At 71.6% G+C, this 18,180-nt stretch carries 14 protein-coding genes; 9 read left to right on the forward strand and 5 right to left on the reverse strand.

Annotated features, from left to right (window positions below; translation table 11 throughout):
• The coding region (locus ABID77_RS20585; RefSeq protein ID WP_429599934.1) for an MCP four helix bundle domain-containing protein at window positions 1–755 on the reverse strand (755 nt) is incomplete at its 3' end.
• 551 nt (window positions 756–1,306) lie between these two features.
• Here ABID77_RS20585 and ABID77_RS20590 point away from each other — a divergent pair.
• A complete protein-coding gene (locus ABID77_RS20590) occupies window positions 1,307–2,287 on the forward strand; it encodes an AraC family transcriptional regulator (RefSeq protein ID WP_429599936.1) in 981 nt (326 codons plus the stop codon).
• 124 nt (window positions 2,288–2,411) lie between these two features.
• Window positions 2,412–4,172 carry an ATP-binding cassette domain-containing protein gene (locus ABID77_RS20595; protein ID WP_429599939.1) on the forward strand — a complete coding sequence of 587 codons (1,761 nt, stop codon included), beginning with the start codon at window positions 2,412–2,414 and terminating at the stop codon, window positions 4,170–4,172.
• 16 nt (window positions 4,173–4,188) lie between these two features.
• On the opposite strand, the gene ABID77_RS20600 is transcribed toward ABID77_RS20595, so the two are convergent.
• Window positions 4,189–5,124, reverse strand: coding sequence for a fatty acid desaturase (locus ABID77_RS20600; RefSeq protein ID WP_429599942.1), 936 nt, complete (start codon window positions 5,122–5,124; stop codon window positions 4,189–4,191).
• Between the two features lie 161 nt (window positions 5,125–5,285).
• Here ABID77_RS20600 and ABID77_RS20605 point away from each other — a divergent pair, with 161 nt between their 5' ends.
• From ABID77_RS20605 to ABID77_RS20635, 7 genes are all read left to right on the forward strand, one after another.
• A complete protein-coding gene (locus ABID77_RS20605) occupies window positions 5,286–6,989 on the forward strand; it encodes a rhodanese-like domain-containing protein (RefSeq protein ID WP_429599945.1) in 1,704 nt (567 codons plus the stop codon).
• 279 nt (window positions 6,990–7,268) lie between these two features.
• Entirely contained in the window at window positions 7,269–7,460 is a 192-nt protein-coding gene (locus tag ABID77_RS20610) for a CsbD family protein (RefSeq protein ID WP_429599947.1), read from the forward strand.
• An 84-nt stretch (window positions 7,461–7,544) separates the two neighbouring features.
• Window positions 7,545–7,793 carry a CsbD family protein gene (locus ABID77_RS20615; protein ID WP_429599949.1) on the forward strand — a complete coding sequence of 83 codons (249 nt, stop codon included), beginning with the start codon at window positions 7,545–7,547 and terminating at the stop codon, window positions 7,791–7,793.
• Between the two features lie 170 nt (window positions 7,794–7,963).
• Window positions 7,964–9,460, forward strand: coding sequence for a PAS domain S-box protein (locus ABID77_RS20620; protein WP_429599951.1), 1,497 nt, complete (start codon window positions 7,964–7,966; stop codon window positions 9,458–9,460).
• Between the two features lie 82 nt (window positions 9,461–9,542).
• Window positions 9,543–9,893, forward strand: coding sequence for a hypothetical protein (locus ABID77_RS20625; RefSeq protein ID WP_429599954.1), 351 nt, complete (start codon window positions 9,543–9,545; stop codon window positions 9,891–9,893).
• Between the two features lie 116 nt (window positions 9,894–10,009).
• The gene (locus tag ABID77_RS20630) at window positions 10,010–11,164 is read left to right on the forward strand and encodes an epoxide hydrolase family protein (protein ID WP_429599957.1); all 1,155 of its coding nucleotides are present in this window, start codon (window positions 10,010–10,012) and stop codon (window positions 11,162–11,164) included.
• Between the two features lie 186 nt (window positions 11,165–11,350).
• A complete protein-coding gene (locus tag ABID77_RS20635) occupies window positions 11,351–13,162 on the forward strand; it encodes a glycoside hydrolase family 15 protein (RefSeq protein WP_429599959.1) in 1,812 nt (603 codons plus the stop codon).
• A gap of 16 nt (window positions 13,163–13,178) precedes the next feature.
• Here the strand turns inward: ABID77_RS20635 and ABID77_RS20640 are convergent, their stop codons facing one another.
• From ABID77_RS20640 to ABID77_RS20650, 3 genes are all read right to left on the reverse strand, one after another.
• Window positions 13,179–14,600: a DUF1501 domain-containing protein gene (locus ABID77_RS20640; RefSeq protein ID WP_429600151.1), complete on the reverse strand. Its 1,422-nt coding sequence runs from the start codon at window positions 14,598–14,600 to the stop codon at window positions 13,179–13,181.
• A gap of 62 nt (window positions 14,601–14,662) precedes the next feature.
• A complete protein-coding gene (locus tag ABID77_RS20645; RefSeq protein WP_429599961.1) occupies window positions 14,663–16,564 on the reverse strand; it encodes a DUF1800 domain-containing protein in 1,902 nt (633 codons plus the stop codon).
• A 143-nt stretch (window positions 16,565–16,707) separates the two neighbouring features.
• The gene (locus tag ABID77_RS20650) at window positions 16,708–18,012 is read right to left on the reverse strand and encodes a cation:proton antiporter (RefSeq protein ID WP_429599964.1); all 1,305 of its coding nucleotides are present in this window, start codon (window positions 18,010–18,012) and stop codon (window positions 16,708–16,710) included.
• Window positions 18,013–18,180: the final 168 nt, after the last annotated feature.

Raw genomic sequence — 18,180 nt, forward strand, 5'->3', positions numbered from 1 at the left:
CCCGGGGCCGCCTGCCTCGCCCCGGCGATCTCGCCCAGGTCGCCGCGCGCCACGCGCTGCGCCGCCACGCTCAGCTCGGCCGGCTCCGCACCCAGCGAGCCCAGGATCCTGCGCGTGATGAACAGACCCAGCGCCGCCGCCGCGAAGACCGCGAAGCAGCTGAGCGCCAGCAGGAGGTTGCGCTGGCTCGCATAGCTCGACGCCGAAGCCTCGAGGTCGATCCTGGACTGCTCCCTGCTGACCTCCACGTAGTCGCGGATCACGCCCATCAGCTCGGCCAGCAGCGGGCGGCAGACGTTGTTGATCTTCTCCCTGGCCAGTTCGGCCTTGCCCGAGGACGACAGCTCGACGATGGAGAGCGCGACCGGCTCGTACTGGGCCTCCAGCTTCTCCAGCTTGGCGAACAGCAGCCGCTCGCGCTCCGGGATGTCCACACCGCCGTCGAGCGCGGCCCGCATCTTCTTGAATCCCGCCTGGAGTTCCTCGTTCGAGTTGATGGCCAGGGCCTTGGCGACATCGCGCTCGGCGGGCGTGGAGACCAGGGCCATGTCCCGCACGCCGATGGCGCGTTGATTGGCGGCCTTCCTCATGTTGGAGATGACGCTCTGCCGCTCCGCGACGCCATGGACGTAGCCGGAAAAACGCTCGTTCGAATCGCTCAGCGCGCGCATGGCGAGAAGACTCACCAGCAGGACCAGCATCGCCAATGCGATGAAGGTGCAGATGAGAAGCTGCCGGGTGGAGAACTTTTTCATGATGGGATTCAAGGTGGGTCGGGATCTGGCACCGGAGAACTGCTCAATTTCACTGAGCGAGAACGCGTCGATCGATCTCCGTGCATTTACTTCGGTGCTCCATCGACCGGCTTAAATCCGTTTTTCGATCTTCCTGTCGAGAACGCGAAATAATTATCCTTTTCACGCAACTTAGTTCAAATCGATTAAGGACCTGCAATTTCAATTAATTAATAAGCATTAATCTTTGAAGAACTCATAAGAAAGTATTCCTCGACGATCTCGGCGTGCCAAAGACTCGCTCTCCGCACGGCCCTTCCCTCATGCCAGAAAGTGCATCTTTCGAAGAGCGGATTGCAATCCCTCGTCGCGAGGGAAGGACGACCTCCACGGGCTTTCGCCGACCGGCTCCGATGCCTCGACGATCCATGCTCGGATTCCGCAGGAGCGCTCGAGAATGCCTTTTTCCGGACGCTCGATCGATGCCGCTCGACGACGTCCTCCCATCGGAACACCCCTCTCCATCACCGCGATCCAAGATGAAAGAAGACCCGTCGACAACGAACCGGCTCATGTCCAACGAGCGTGTGCATGCCGTTTCGGCGCGCTTCGACGACATCGAGCAAGCCCGGTCCTTCCTCTCGGACAACTACATGCCGTTGCGGATGGCGACACGGGGCCAGGACCCCTTCGACTTCCAGACGACGGCCGTGCGGTGCGAAGGTGTGAAGTTCTCGACGTCGACGTCGTGTTCGGGCATGCAGCTGCTCATCGACGAACCGATGGACGGCTACGGCATGTCCTTTCCGTCGTCCGGCTCGCTGTCGGTGGACACGGGCGCGCGGGAGCCGACCCACTCGCAGCCCAACGGCGGGCTGATCCTGGACTCCCTGACCGCCGATTCGGCCACGTTCTCGCCCGGCAGCGCGTGGCAGCGCATCGCCCTGGACAGCGGGGAACTGCATCGCCACGTGACCCTGCTGACGGACCGTCCCGTCCACCGCCGGGTGCGTTTCGCGCCCCACTTCCGCATGGACGGGGGTGCCTCCCGCCTGATGTTCGAGATCGGCCAGGCCATCATCGATGGGATGCGCGACCAGGCCCCGCTGATGTCCGCGCCCATGGCGATCGTCAGTCTCAAGGAGGCCGTGCTGTCCCTGTTCGTCGAGGCGATGCCCCACGACCACTCGGAATACCTCGGACGCCGGACCGCGTTGCCCGCACCGAAGCACGTCCGGCGCGCCATCGAGTTCATGCACGCCAACCTGCTGCGGCCCCTGCGGCTGGAAGACATCGCACTGGCGTCGCAGACCAGCGCGCGTTCGCTGCAGATGGCGTTCCGGCAGTTCCGCAACACGACGCCGATGGACTACCTGCGGCGGCTGCGCCTGGACGGCGCGCGCAACGAACTGATCCATTGCCCGCCGGGCACCAGCGTGGCCGACGTGGCCTACCGATGGGGCTTCGCCCATCACGGCATGTTCGCCAGCCGCTACGCGAAGCTCTTCGGCGAGTCGCCGTCGGCGACACTGCGACGGCACCGCACAGGCTAGGCGATCCCGGGCGAGGCGCCATGGATCGCCCCGGCGCGGCCGGGCGCCCACAATGCGGGCTTTTCTCCCCGGCGACAGGCGGCCGCGGCGCCGCACGGCTCCGGCAGCCGTCGCCGCATCGCGCATGACCGCCTCCGACACGCCCGTTCGACTCCCTGCCCCCGCCACCGGCCTCGGCGGCGCGGCGCGCGACCTCTACCGCGCCCTCTGGCGCCACGCGCGGGGCGCGCGGTCCCAGCTGCTCGGCGCCGCCGGCCTGCTGTCGGGCGCGCAGCTGATGCGGCTGACCATGCCCTGGCTGGCCGCGCAGGCGATCAACGCCTTGCAGCGCGGCGACCTGGCGCAGGCCGGCCGCTGGATCGCCGGGCTGATCGGCATCTACCTGTTGTCGTGGCTGCTGCACGGGCCGGGCCGGGTGCTGGAGCGCAACGTGGCGGTGCGGGTGCGCGAGCGGCTGTCCGACCTGCTCTACGCGCGCATCGCCGCGGCGCCGCTGGCCTGGCGCGACGGCCGGCACTCGGGCGAACTGCAGCACCGCGTGACGCAGGCCAGCCGGGCGTTGGCGGAATTCGCGCAGAGCCAGTTCGGCTACCTGCAGAGCGCCTTCGGCTTCGTCGGCCCGATCGTCGCGCTGGTGCTGCTCTCGCGCACCAGCGGCGCCATCGCGGTGACCGGCTACGTGCTCATCGCCGTCATCCTGCTGCGCTTCGACCGCGTCCTGATGCAGCTCGCCCGCGCCGAGAACGACGCCGAGCGCCGTTACGCCGCCGCGCTGCTGGACTTCGTCGGCAACGCCGGCACCGTGATCGGGCTGCGGCTGCAGGCGGCCTCGCGCCGGCTGCTGGGCCGGCGCATGGACGCGGTGATCGCGCCCTTGAAGCGCGCGGTCATGGTCGGCGAGGGCAAGTGGTTCGCCGTCGACCTGCTGGGCATGGGGCTGACCTGGATCCTGGTGGTGGTCTACGTGCTGCAGACGCGCCAGCCGGGGCAGGCCGTGCTGCTGGGCACCGTCTTCATGATCTACCAGTACGCGCAGCAGGCGGCGTCGGTGGTCGGCGCCATGGCGTCGAACTTCCAAGGGTTCGCGCGCATGCACACCGACTACGGCAGCGCCGAGCCAATCTGGGCCGCGCCGGGCGACCCGGACGCCGCCGTGCCGGCCGTGGTGTCCGACGCGCCGTGGCGGACGCTGGCATTGCACGGCGCCACCTGGCGCTACGCCGACGACGCGCGCGGCGGGCTGCAGGGCGTCGACCTGGTCCTGCGGCGCGGCGCGCGCGTGGCGCTCGTGGGGCCCAGCGGCGGCGGCAAGAGCACCCTGCTGCGCACGCTCGCCGGCCTGTACCGCCCGCAGCAGGGCGAGTTGCGGCGCGACGGCATCGCGGTGGACTGGGCCGAACTGCGCACGCTGGCCACCCTGATCCCGCAGGAGGCCGAGGTGTTCGAGGCCAGCGTGGAGGAGAACCTGACCTTCGGCGAGCCGGCCGACGCGCAGCGGCTGCGGGAGGCCGTGCGCGCGGGCGTGTTCGACGAGGTGCTGGAACGCCTCCCCGCCGGCCTGGCCAGCCCGCTCAACGAGCGCGGCGGCAACCTCTCGGGCGGCCAGCGGCAGCGGCTGGCGCTGGCGCGCGGGGCGCTGGCCGCGCACGGGAGCTCGCTGCTGCTGCTCGACGAGCCGACCAGCGCGCTCGATCCGCTGGCCGAGGGCCGGGTCTTCGACCGCATGGACGCCGCCTTCCCGTCGGCCTGCATCGTCGCCTCGGTGCATCGGCCGAGCCTGCTGGCGCGCTTCGACACGGTGGTCGTGGTGGAAGCCGGCCGCGTGGTCGATGCCGGCCCGCGCGCCGAGGTGCTGGCGCGGCGCGGCGACGCCGAGGGCCGCTGAGCCCGGCCCGGCCGCCCTACCACTGCGGATGCACGGGCTCGAACACCGGCCGGATCAGGTAGCGCCGCGCGATCTGCCCGTAGCCCCGGTAGTAGAAGTGGCCGTTGGCCGCCAGGATGGCCGCGCGGTGGGCGCGGAAGTGCGCCGGGATGCGGTACCACGGCATGGTCGGCGAGCGATGGTGGACGTGGTGGAAGTTGTTGTTGAGGTAGAGCAGCCCGAACAGCGCGTTCGACTCGACGATGGCGACGCGTCCGTGCGGCGACGCCTCCCAGCGGTGCTCGGCGAAGGAGCGCAGGGCGCCGAGCATCATGCTCGGATAGACGAAGCACAGCAGGTACTTCCACAGGGGCAGGTCGGCGACCTGCGTCACCCACCAGAGGATCGGCGCGACGCCGAGCGCATGGACGGCCCAGATGCCCAGGTGCGAGAAATCGCCCTTCGCCAGCCGGCCGATTTCCTCGTGCGCGAAACCGACCAGGCGCAGCGCGGGGCCGACGCCCATGCGGAAGGCGAGCGTCTGGTCGGCCCGGGCGATCGCGCGCCGCAGGCGGCCGTAGCCCTGCCAGGCGGTGGACGAGTGGTAGGCGCTCTCGGTGTCCTTGCCCGGGTGGGTGAGGTGGAAGTTGACGTGGTGGGCGCTGTGGCTGCGCTGGAACAGCGCGTAGGGCAGCCACAGGTCGAGCGGCGGCCACACCGCCGCGAGCCGGAGCGCCCGCGGCACCCGCCGCATGGCGTGGATGGCCTCGTGCTGGAGCGAGCAGTGCAATTGCACGACATAGCCGCCGAGCAGGAACAGCACGGGACCCGGGACGACGCGATGCCAGTGCACCAGGGCCGCCCAGGCGACGTACGTCCCCGCGGCGAGCAGCAGGGTCGGCACCTCGTAGCGATGCCAGGCGGACAACGGTGCCGGACGGTCCGGCGTGGAGGGGCGGTCGTGTGGGCTCATTCGGATGCGCGAGGACGGGAGACGGCGGGCCATGGTGCCCCCGCCCCTCGTGCGCGCTTGCGCCCATTGCGCATGAGCACATGCGAAAACCCTGCTTGGGCCCGGGTGGCCGTGCGGTCTACAGTCCGCAGGGCCGCGCCGACACGCCGGCGCACCGCGCCATGACCGCCTCCGCTCCCCCTCCCCCGCTCCCCGTCGCGCCGCAGCGGCTGTTCGCGTCGCTGCGGGAGCGCAGCGAACTCGCCCTGCTCGACGTGCGCGAGGCCCGGGCCTATGTCGGCGCCCACCTCACGCTGGCGCGCATGACGCCGCTGTCGTCCCTGGAACTCGACGTGGCGGCGATGGTGCCGCGCGCGGGCACGCCGGTCGTCGTGATGGACGCGGACGCCGCGCCGGACGGCCCCGCATCGCGCGCCCGGGCGCTGCTGGAGCGCCTGGGCTACCTCGACGTGCGCGTGCTCGACGGCGGCCTGGCCGGCTGGCGCGCGGCGGGGCTGCCCGTGACCGACGGCTACGGCAGCCTGGTCAAGGCCTTCGGCGACCGGGTGCGCCGCCACCACGCGACGCCCACCCTGAGCGGTGCCGCCCTGCGGGCGCGGCGCGCGGCCGGCGCGGCGACGGCCCTGATCGACGTCCGGCCGGCCGACGAGTACGCCTACCTGACATTGCCCGGCGGCGGAAACCACGCCGGCACCGAACTCGCGCTGCGCGCCTGGCCCGATGCCGCGCCGGGGGCCGACGCGCCACCCGCCGCGACCTGGGTCGTCAACTGCTTCAGCCGCACGCGCGGGATCATCGGCGCCACCACGCTGCGCGTGCTCGGCCATCCCGACGTCCGGTTCCTGGAGGACGGCGTCATGCGCTGGACGCTGGACGGCGGACCCGCCGTGGAGGATGCGCATCCCGCCTTCGATCTGCCGGTCGCGCCGGTCCATGAACTGCGTCGGCGCGCCGACGGGCTCATCGACGGCCACGGCCTGCCGCGGGTGACACCCGACGACCTGGCGCGACGCCACGCCGAGACCGACCGGACGCTCTTCGTCTTCGACCTGCGCCCCGGGGCGACCGACGGCGCGGCCGGCGACATCGTGCGCGCCGTCGCCGGGGGGCAGTTGCTGATGCACTTCGAGCACCTGGTCGGCACCCGCCACGCCCGCATCGTGCTGATCGACGATCCCCACCGCCTGCGCGCGGCGGTGACGTCCTTCTGGCTGACGCAGCTCGACCAGGCGGAGGTCCTCATCCTCGACGGCGACCCGCCGCCGCTGCCGCTGCCGCGTCGCGATCCGGCGCCCGGACGCGACCCGGGGACCGCGGCGGGCGAGGCGATCGCGCCGGCGCGGCTGGCGGCCCTGCTGCGCGACGGGGCCGCCGACGTCCGGGTGGTCGACGTCGGCCCGAGCGCCGACTACGAGCGGCAGCACCTGCCGGGCGCGCATTTCCTGCTGCCCTTCACCTGGGAGCCGCTGGCCGACCTGCAACGGCCGGGGCGGCGCATCGTCTTCACCTCGCCCGACGGCCGCGCCGCCCGCCTCGCGGCGCGCGACGCGCTCGAACGCTGGCCGGACGGCGACGTCGGCTGGCTCGCGGGCGGCACGCGGGCCTGGCGGGACGCGGGCCTGCCGACCGAGAGCGACTGGACGCCGCGCCAGTTGCTGACGGCCTTCGAGGACGACTGGGGCTCCGTCATGCGCGTGCCGGCATCGCGGCGCGAAGGCGCCTGGAGCGACTACCTGGCCTGGGAGCGCGCCCTCGCCGACCGCGTGGCGCGCGACGAGACCGTGGGGTTCCGGCTGTTCGACATCGCGCCGACGACACCGCGCGCATCGCCCGATCGACGGGAATCCGACGCCGGAACCGACTGATCCGGTCGCGGTGTCGCATCGCGTCGCGGCGTCATGGCGACGTCCTCGTCGATCCGACGTCCGGGCTGCGGCGCGCCCCTGCGAAGGGACTTACCCGACCTCAGGATCGAGGCCTACAAAGCGTGGTCGGAACTACAAAAAATGGTTCAAATGCACTACATCGCCTAGTGCATCTGCAACGCGTCGGCACCGACGCCGGCTGCTTACGATCGTCCCGTTCGCCAACGATGCGAATGCCCGTGGCACTGTCGTCGCGGGCGATCAGCAGGAACGGTTCCAATGAACAAGGACACGACCGACGGCGACGTCGAGCAGGTCAAGGGCTCCGTCAAGGAAGCCCTGGGCAAGGTCATCGGCAACGAGAACCTCGAAGCCGAAGGCGCCAGCGAGAAGGCCGTGGGCCGGGCCCGGAAGGACCTCGGCCAAGCCCGTAAAGCGGCCGAGGACGCCGCCCGGAAGACGACCGGATAGGCACGCCGTCGCCCTCGCGGCGACTTCATTGGAATCGCTCGCATCCGATTCAACTTCAACCCAACCCACTTGAAGGAAAAAGACATGTTCAACAAGACCGAAGGCGCATTCCAAAACATCGCCGGCCGCGTCCAGGAGGCATTCGGTGCCGCCACCGGCGACACCGGCACGCGCTACGAAGGCAAGGCCCGCCGCGTCGCCGGTGGCGCGCAATACGGCTATGGCCGCATCGTCGACGAGCTGCGCGAATCGGCCGTGAAGAATCCCATCGGCACGGTGGCGATCGTGGCCGGCGTGTTCTTCGTCGTCGGCGCGATCTGGTCCAAGCGCTGATCGACCGGAGGCGTTGATTCCATGATCGCATCGACCCGCGCCGCCGTCGCCGCTCTCCGGCTCGCCTGACCGGCATCCGATCCACCCGCCCCCGACCGCTCCGACCGGGACCGGGGCGGATTGTCCACGCCTCCCGCACCGGCCATCCCTCGACCCGCGGCGATCCTTCAATGACCGATACCGTCCTGCAGCGCAACACCGACCGACGGCAGTTGCAGCAGATCATCGCCGGCCTGACGGAGGGCGTGATCCTCATCGAGCCCGATCAGACGATCGTCTGGGCCAACGAGGCGGCCTTGCGCATGCACGGCGTGACGACGCTCGGCGACCTGGGCCGCGACGTCACCGACTACCGCGAGCGGTTCCGACTGCGCTACCGCAACAACCACGCGCTTGAGGACGGCCGCTATCCCATCGAGCGCGTGATCTCCGGCGAGAAGTTCACGGACGTGGTCGTCGAGGTCTTTCTCGCGACCGATCACGACGCGAGCTGGGTGCACCGTGTGCGCAGCTTGGTGCTCACGGACGACGACGGCCACCCCGACGTCCTGGTGCTCATCCTGCACGACGCGAGCGAGTGGGCGGATGCCGAGCGGCGCTTCGAACGCACCTTCAACGCCAACCCGGCACCGGCCATCATCTGCCGACTGAGCGACCAGCGCTACATCAAAGTCAACCTCGGCTTCCTGGACATGACCGGCTACGCGAGCGAGGACCTGATCGGTCGGACGGCCTACGAATTCGACGTCCTCGAGCGGGCCGATCGGCGCGACGCCGCGATCGAGCAGCTGCGCGACGGCCTCACGATCCCCCAGATGGAGGCCGAACTGCGCCTGCCCGGCGACGCCCGCAAGCCCGTCGTCGTCGCGGGCCAGCCCATCGAGATCGGCGAGGAACCCTGCATGCTGTTCACCTTCGTCGACCTGGAACCCCGGCGCCGGGCCGAAGCCTCGCTGCGGCTGAGCGAGGACCGTTTCCGCAAGGCCTTCCGCATGCTGCCGGTTCCGAGCGCGGTCCTGCGCGCGGACGATCTGGAGATCCTGGACGTCAACGAGGCCTTCTGCGTCGCCACGGACTGCCGCGCCGAAGACCTCGTCGGTCCGCGCGGCGCCCGGGTGTCGGCCTGGCTGGACCCGTTCGTGCAGGCGGTGGTCCAACACCTGGCCCGCCACGCGAGCATGCGCAACGTCGACCTGCGCATCGACTTCGGCAACGGCGAGCCGCTGAACTGCCTGGTGTCCGCCGAACGCGTGACCATCGACGGGCAGGCCTGCCTCCTGCTGACCTGGCTCGACATCACCGAGCGCAGGCGATCGGAGATGGAGCTGGTCGACGCCATCGAACTGGTGCTGCAGGACACCTCCTGGTTCAGCCGGTCGCTGGTCGAGAAGCTGGCCAACGTCAGGCGCAGCGGCGCCATCGCCAGCCGGATCGGGATCGACGACTTGACCGCGCGCGAGCAGCAGGTGCTCGAAGCCCTGAGCCAGGGCCATTCCGACAAGGAGATCGCCAAGCGGCTGGACGTGGCGCTCGGCACGGTGCGCAATCACGTCGCCAGGATCTACACCAAGATCGGCGTCCACAGCCGCAACGCGGCGCTCCTCTGGGCGCGCGACCGGGGGCACTTCCCGACCCGGACGCGCGGCGCCGGCGGCCGCGACGACTGACGTCGCGATCGATCGACGACGCCCCTTCGCCGTCCCGCGGCCCCCATTCCAACCCGAACCACCGACCCCACGATCGACACCCATGCCCAAGACCCTCGCCATCGCATGCACCGCCCTCGTCCTGGCCCTCGGCGCGGGATGCGCCTCGCAGCGCATCGCCGGCGCGCTCGAACGCTACGGCGTTCCACCGGAGAAGGCATCGTGCGTCGGCGACAGCCTGTCGGACCGGCTGTCCTTCTCCCAGCTGCAGGCGCTCAACCGCGCCGCCACCGCCTACCGCGAGGTCGACCGCAGCAGCGTGCCGCTGACCTTGCTCGACCTCGCCCGCGTGGCCGCCGAGGTCCGCGACCCCGTCATTCCGCTGGAGATCGTGCGCGCGGGCGTCAAGTGCGCCGTGCTGCCGTCGAGCGCGATGCTCGGCCTGTCGCGCTGAGGCCGGAGCGCATCGGCGCCGAAGCCGACGCCGACGCCGGTCCACGGCACGGCCCGATGACGGGTCGCGATCCGTCCCGACGCTTCCCCGGCGGTCGGATCGGCTAGATTGTGGCGATGACGATCCATCCCTTCCGAGCCCACGTCGACGACGCCGCCATCGACGACCTGAAGTCCCGCCTCGCCCTCACCCGCTTCCCCGACCAGGCCCCCGGCGCGCCCTGGGCCACCGGCACCGACCTGGCCTGGATGCGGGAGCTGGTCGAGCACTGGCGCACGCACTTCGACTGGCGCGCGCGCGAGGCGCGCCTCAACGCCTTCGCGCAGTTCAAGGTGCCGGTCGCGGGCATCGACCTGCACTTCATCCACGCCCGGGGCGAAGGCCCGGCGCCGATGCCGCTGCTGCTCTCGCACGGCTGGCCGGGCTCGGTGTTCGAGTTCCTCGACCTCATTCCGCGCCTGACGCACCCGAGCCGCTTCGGCGGCGATCCGGCCGATGCCTTCACGGTGGTCGCACCCAGCCTGCCGGGCTACGGCTTCTCCTTCGCTCCGGGGCAGCCGCGCCTGTCGGTCGAGCAGATCGCCGACGCCTTCGCCGTGCTGATGAGCGACGTGCTGGGCCATCCGCGCTTCGCCACCCAGGGCGGCGATTGGGGTGCCTCGATCTCGGCGCGGCTGGGTCTCGCGCATCCCGACAAGACCATCGGCGTCCACCTGAACATGCTGCCGATCCGGCGCGACCCCACCCTGCCGGCCGACGCCACCGAGGCCGAGCGCAAGTACATCGGCGAACTCGGACACTGGCTCGCCGAGGAGACCGGCTACGCCACCCAGCAGGGCACCCGGCCGCAGACGCTGGCCTACGGCCTGACCGACTCGCCCGCCGGCCTGGCGGCCTGGATCGCCGAGAAGATGCGCGCCTGGTCGGACTGCGGCGGCGACGTCGAGTCGGTGTTCACCAAGGACGAGATCCTGGCCAACGTCTCGCTCTACTGGTTCACGGGCGCGATCGGCTCGTCGTTCTGGCCCTACTACGCCCGGCAGCACGGCCCGTGGCCGATCCCCGAGGGCGCGACCGTCGACGTGCCCGTGGGGTACTGCGAATTCCCGTGCGAGATCGTGCGGCCGCCCCGTTCGCTGGCCGAGCGCACCTTCACCGACATCCGGCGCTGGCGCGCGATGCCGCGCGGCGGCCATTTCGCGGCGATGGAGCAGCCCGCCGCGCTCGCCGAGGAGGTCCGGGCCTTCTATCGCCCGCTGCGCGAGGCCTGAGTCCGAGCCTGGGTCGGGAGACGTCCTTCGGGGCGTCGGCCTACGGTGATGTCAAAGCTGCAGGACGGCCGGGGCTGCGCGGCACGCGGTTCACTGCGTGTTTCGACTCCAAAGGACCAGGCGCCATGACGACCGCAACCGCAACCGCAACAAGAACGCCACGGGGACGGTGCATGGAGCGCATCGATGGTTGAGCCGCTTCGCGGCATCGGCGACCACGGCGTCATCGGCGACATGGAGACGGCCGCGCTCGTCGCCGGCGACGCCACCCTGGACTACCTCTGCTGGCCCTCGCTGGACAGCCCGTCGGTCTTCGCCGACCTGCTCTCGCCCGGCGACGGCGGCGCCTTCTCGATCGCGCCGGCCCTGACCGCGCCGCGCATGCTGCAGCTCTACGTGCCCGAGACCAACGTGCTGATGACGCGCTGGATGGCCGAGGACGGCAGCGCCGAGGTGCTCGACCTGATGCCGCATCCGGACCTGCGCGACCACTTCCGCCTGAGCGCGCGCAGCATCGTCCGCCGCGTCAAGGCCACGCGCGGGACGATCGACTTCACGGTCGAGTGCGCGCCGCGCTTCGACTACGCGCGCGAGGTGCCGGCGGTGGAGGCCGTGGCGGGCGGGGTGCGCTTCGCGGGGCGCGACCTGGCGATGCGGCTGCACGCCTCGGTGCCGCTCGCCGGCGCCGACGGCACCGCGACGGCGCGGTTCCGGCTGGACGCCGGCGAGAGCGTCTGGTTCGTCCTCGGCGAGGACCACCTGACGCCGCCCGACGACGCCACGGTCGACGCCAACATCGAGGCCACGGTGGGCGCCTGGCGCGCATGGCTCGGCCGCAGCCACTACCAGGGCCGCTGGCGCGAGCAGGTGCTGCGCTCGGCGCTGGCGCTCAAGCTGCTGACCTCCGCGCGCCACGGCTCGATCGCCGCGGCGGCCACCTTCTCGCTGCCCGAGGCCATCGGGGCCGGCCGCAACTGGGACTACCGCGCGACCTGGATCCGCGACGCCTCCTTCACCGTCTACGCCTTCATGCGCCTGGGCTTCGTGGAGGAGGCCGACCGGTTCCACGCCTGGACCAGCGCGCGCATCAACGAGTCCTGCGACGCCACGCCGCTGCGGATCATGTACGCCATCGACGGCTCGCGCACCCCGGACGAGCAGGAACTGCCGCACCTCGCGGGCCATGCCGGCAGCCGCCCGGTGCGCATCGGCAACGCCGCCCACGCGCAGAACCAGCTCGACATCTTCGGCGAGCTGATGGACAGCGTGTACCTCTCGAACAAGTACGGCCACGCGATCAGCCGGCAGGGCTGGGCGCACGTGCGCGACCTGATCTCGCACGTCGTGGCGCACTGGCAGGACGCCGACGCGGGCATCTGGGAGATGCGCTCGGAACCGCGGCACTTCCTGCATTCGCGCGTCATGTGCTGGGTGGCGCTGGACCGGGCCGTCCGCCTGGCGACGCAGCGCTCGCTGCCGGCGCCCCTGGCCGAATGGATCACCTGCCGCGATGCGATCACGGACGACGTCTGGGCCCACTTCCGGCATCCGGAGCACGGCCATTTCGTGCAGGAGCGCGGCGGCACCGCGCTCGACGGCTCCCTGCTGCTGATGCCGCTGGTGCGCTTCGTCTCCGCCACCGACCCCGTCTGGCTGCGCACGCTCGACGCCATCGGCGAGGAGCTGTGCGACGACGGCCTGGTGCACCGCTACCGCAACGACGACGGGCTCGACGGCGAGGAAGGCGCCTTCACGACCTGCACCTTCTGGTACGCGGAATGCCTGGCGCGGGCCGGCCGCCTCGACGCGGCGCAGCTGCAGTTGGAGAAGGGCATCCGCTATGGCAGCACGCTGGGCCTGTTCGCCGAGGAACTCGACCGGCGGGGGCTGCAGCTGGGCAACTTCCCGCAGGCGCTGACGCACCTGGCCTTCATCAGCGCGGCCTACTTCATCGATCGCCGGCTGGACCCGGGCGCGCGGCCGCTCTGGCAGCCGTAGGTCGGCGGGGGACGGCTCAGGCCATGAAGCCCAGGTCGACCGGATAGTCCGGGCGCCCGCCGGCCGTCCCGAAGTGGCGCAGGTTCGGCAGGATCGCGTCGAGCTCGGACGCCGGAACGCCGAACCACCGTGCCAGCGTCGCGGCGTACTGGTCGACCGAGGTGCTCGGCAGCAACCGGCCCTGCCCCACGTGCCACTGATCGGCCGCCGCGGCGGTGTTGCCGCTGCTCACGGGCGGCGGCGTGCCGTAGAAGGCCCGGCCCCTGACGGCGCCGCCGACCACCAGGTGATGGCCGCCCCACCCGTGGTCGGAGCCGTCGCCGTTGGACACCAGGGTGCGGCCGAAGTCGGAGGCGGTGAACGCCGTCACCCGGTCGGCGACGCCCAGTTCGACCGTCGCGTCGTGGAACGAGGTCATGGCCTCGCTCACGCGGCCGAGCACCGTCGGATGCTGCGCCAGCAGGTTGTCGTGCAGGTCGAAGCCCCCCAGCGACACGAAGAAGACCTGGCGGCGCGCTCCCAGCGCGGCGCGCGCGGCGATCAGCCGGGCCACGATCCTCATCTGCGTGGCCAGCGGGTTGCCGGCCGCGAAAGGCGTCGACAGACCGACGCCGGCCAGCGCGGCAGTGACCTGCTGCTCGGCGCCGATGGCGCGGCCCGTGACCCGGGCGTATTCGTTCTCCAGCCGGTTGGCGCTGCCGCGCTGGACCATGGCGGCGATCTGGTTCCTGACCGCGCCAGAGCCGTAGACACCGGCCTTGGCACCGTTGATCGCGACCGCCCCGCCGGTGCTGACCTGGTACTGCAGCGCGCGCTGCCCCGACAGGAACACGGCATTGCCCGTGGCCGAGATGCAGGTGAACAGCGAGTTGCCGTTGCCGCCCAGCGCGAGGTCGCCGATGCGCCCGCCCCACCCCGTCGTGGCGCCTTCGGGCGACGACGACTGCCAGACCGACTGCTGGTCGTTGTGCGAGAACAGCTTCGGCGGCAGCGGGTAGCGCGTGCGGTCGGCGCTGGCGTACTGGGCGCGCGTGAGCGGCACGACGAGCGGCCCCACGTTGAACTGGACCGCCGCCCGACCGTGGTCGAACAGGCCGGCCAGGCCGGTCATCGCGGGGTGCAGGGCGTATCGGAGGCCGTCGGGCAGCGGGGTCGTGGGCACCAGTTCGGTCGCCGCCAGCGCGGCCCGGGGCAGCGCGATCGAGCCGCGGATGCGCGCGTAGAGCGCGTGGCTGGCCTCGTCGTAGTTCACGACGGTGTTCGCCTGGTCGTTGCCGCCGTAGAGGAAGACGCACACCAGGGCCTTGAAGTCGCCCGCGTCGGCGGCGGCGGCCTCGCCCATGGCCGCCAGGTTCAGGGCGAAGGGCAGCGCCGTGCCGGTCAGCGCGAGCTGGCCGGAGCGGCGCAGGAAGGCGCGCCGCGACGGGTCGCTCGTCATGTCGGCCGGGTAGGCGTCGGGGCAGGCGGCGTGGTGGGCGGCGGGAGTCGGCGCGGCGCGTTTCATTTCTGGACCAGGTATTCGGGGGAGGCCATCACCATCAGGACGGCCGCGGCGATGCGGTCGAGCCGGGCGCCCTCGGCGCTCGCGGCGCTCGCGGCGGTCAGCGGTGTCGCGTCGAGCGCCGCGACCATCTCGCGCACCGTGCCCTCGGCGATCTGGCCGGCGGCCAGCAGCAGGTTCAGGTGCGCCACCAGCGCGGCGGCGTCGGTGACCAGTTCGCGTTCCCTGGCGTAGGACGCCGTCAGGTCGAAGCCGTTGACGGTGCCTCCGCCCGCCTGCGGGACGTCGGCGCCGTTGACGTAGATGCCGTTGCGGATCACGCCCTGCATGAAGTTCAGGTAGCCGCTCACCGAGGTCTCGTTGACGAGCTGGAACTCCGGCGCGACGTCGCCAGCGGTGGCGATCGCGGTGTTCGGCGGCACGTAGCCGGGGCGGAAGAAGTTGAAGACCGAGGCCGGATTCAGCGGGCTCTGGCCGAGCTGGGTGGCCGGGTTGGACAGGTCGTTGATCTTCCAGGAGCCCTGCGCCGAGCGCAGACCGAAGGTGCGCGCCCACTGCACGAAGCGCAGTACCGGCTCGCGCAGGCGGCCCTGGCCGGCGGTCCCCGGAACGGGCGCGTCGCGCGCCTCGGCGTCGAGCAGGACGGCCGCGACGGTGGCCGACAGGCTGCCGCGCACGCCGCGCCCGTCGTCGGCGAAGAACGCGGCGACGCGCGCGACGTAGGCCGGGCTCGGGTTGCTGGTCACCAGGCGCTGGATCAGTTGCCGGGCGATGAAGGGGCCGACGTTCGGGTGCTGGAACAGGACGTCGAGCGCCCGGGTCCTCGAATCCACGCCGTTGCCGCCGCCCGCGACCGTGGTGCCGAGGAAGGTGGCGTCGAGCGTCGAATGCAGGGCGGCCTTGAACGCCATCGGACGGCGCGCGTGGGCCGGGCTGCCCAGGATCGAATCGGTGCCGCCGCCGCCCAGGTCGAAGTCGTAGCCGGTGAAGACGCGCGCCAGGTTGCTCACGTCGGCCGGGGTGTAGCTCTCCAGCGGCGCGCCGTCGGCGCCGCGCCGGGGCGTGCCGTCCGGATCCAGCTGCGCGAGGCCGATGGTCATGAGCTGCATGACCTCGCGCGCGTAGTTCTCGTCGGGCTGGCGGCCGGTCGCGGGGTTCTCCTTCTGGCTGCCGCGCACGTTGAGGTAGACGCCCATCGCGGGGTGCAGGGTGACGTCCTCGAGCAGCTTGCGGAAGTTGCCCAGCGCGTTGCCCGCCAGCATGTCCCACCAGCTGGCGACCAGATGGCTGCGCCAGCGGGCGTCGAGGCCGTTGATGGCGACGACGAAGATCTCCGACAGCGCGAAGGCGATGCGCTGGCGCAGGGCGTCCGGCGCCGTCACGAGCTGCTTCCAGATCATGAAGTGCGCCGGGTAGGTATTGTCGTAGTAGGCGGTCGTCGGCGAGTTCGACGCGTAGCCGCGCTCGTCGAGCCAGTCCCAGCCCGTCTGCCCCGGCGCGGCGGCGAATCGCGCGGACAGCCAGCCGGCGTAGCCCAGGGCGCGCACCGACGCGATGTCCTCGGGGCTGGCCGAGAACTGGGCCTGCAGCAGGAAGCGCGCCGCCTCGGCGTCGGTGGCCGGCTTGGCGCTGCCGGCGGGGATGGCGGCGCCGGGGCCCGCCACGGCGCCGCCGCCGGCCGCGAGGGGAGCGGTGCCGCCGGTGCCGCCCGTGCCGCCCGTGCCATCGCCGCCACCGCCGCCGCAGGCCTGCAGCACGGCGGCCGCCAGCGAGGCCGGCACCGGGGCGAGGCGAGCGAACTTCGGGCAAGGGGTGGCGGCGCCGGGCGCCGCGGGCGCGGCGACGCGCGTCGCGCGGCTCGGGCGCTCGGCCGCGTCCGCGCGGCAATCGTCTGGGGACATGGTCGGGGCATCGTGTGAGGACCCCGGATTCTTGGCCGCGACGACCCCGGCGAATGCCCGAAAAAGAATCGGAAAGCCGCCCCAGAAACCCGCTTCGACCGGTGCTCGCGACGCCGCGACCGCTGCGTTGCGCAGTCTCCCCCTCAGCGCCTCCGCCAGCGCCGGTGCCGCTCGTACAGGGCCATGATCGGCGTCGCCGAGATCCCGTGCAGCACGACGGAGGCGGCGACGGTGAACAGCACCAGCCCGGTGAATCGATCGGACACCGGATCGAAGCCGAACTCGTGCGTCAGCACATAGGCCAGGTAGTACATCGAGCCGACGCCGCGCACCCCCATCCAGGCGCCGATGCGCCGCTGGGGGAGCGTCCAGTCGCTGCGCCAGGTGACCAGGAACACGGCCAGCGGACGGATCACGAACAGCAGCCCGGCGGCCAGCGCGGCGTTGTGCCAGGTGAACATGTCCCAGGTCAGCAGGCTGCCGATGACCAGCATCGCCGCCATCTCGGCGAACTTCTCCAGGTCCTCGACGAAGTCCAGCGCGATGCGGGTGACCTCGGTGGGCGTCTCCTTGTCCGAATCCTCCGCCCCGGGGGCGACGGGGGCGGCGGCATCGGCCGCGTCGCGCTGCCGCACGACCCCGTGCTCGACGCCGCGCATGCCCAGTCCCGCCACGAAGACGGCCAGGAAGCCGTAGACCCCGGCGTGGATGGCCAGGCCATAGGTCATGGCGATGAGGCCGAGCGCCAGGAAGCTCTCCATGCCGATCGCCGATCCCTTGCGCAGCCGCAGGACGATGACGGCGCGCGTGAAGCCGGCGCCGCACAGCCAGCCGATGCCGATGCCGCCGGCCACCGCCCAGACCACGTCCAGGCCGAACCAGCCCAGTCCGTAGGGCCCGAGGTCGCGGTAGCCCAGCAGGCCCAGCGCCAGCATGACGAACGGGAACGCCGTGCCGTCGTTGAGCCCGCCCTCGGCCGTCAGGCCGAAACGCAGCGCGTCGCGGTCCTCGCCGTGGCTGACCTGGACCTCCGAGGCCAGCACCGGATCGGTCGGCGCGAGCACCGCGCCGATCAGCACCGACGCGGCCAGCGACCAGCCGAGCGCGGCCCCCAGCGCCGCGGTGAGTCCGATGGTGACCACCATCGCCACCGTCGCCAGCAGGAGCGGCACCCGCCACGGCGCGGAGGACGAGCGCACGGGCAGCTTCAGCCCGACGGCGAACAGCGAGACCAGCACCACGATCTCCGTCAGCACCTCCAGCAGGTGGGCGTCGTCCTCGACGGCCATGCTCAGGTCGATGAGATCGAAGCCGTGGGGACCGGCCGCGATGCCCAGGAGCATGTAGATGGCGGCCGAGCTGAAGGGGATCGCCCGCAGCAGGCTGTCGGAGATCGACATCAGCAGCAGCAGCAGGCCGAGGAACAGGCACCAGTTGGCGAAATTCATGGAAGCGGGTGACCCGTTGGACAGCGGCCCGCAGGGTAGGCGATCCGGTCCGACCTCCGGCGCGCAAGGCCATCCCGTGCCGCCCGGGATGCGCGGGCGGGTCGCTCAGGACGTCGCGCAGGCCGGCGTCGAGCGCGATCGGCACCACGCCGGCGAGCGTGACGCCGG

The sequence above is a fragment of the Variovorax sp. PvP013 genome, assembly GCF_050435945.1.
GTDB lineage: Bacteria > Pseudomonadota > Gammaproteobacteria > Burkholderiales > Burkholderiaceae_C > Variovorax.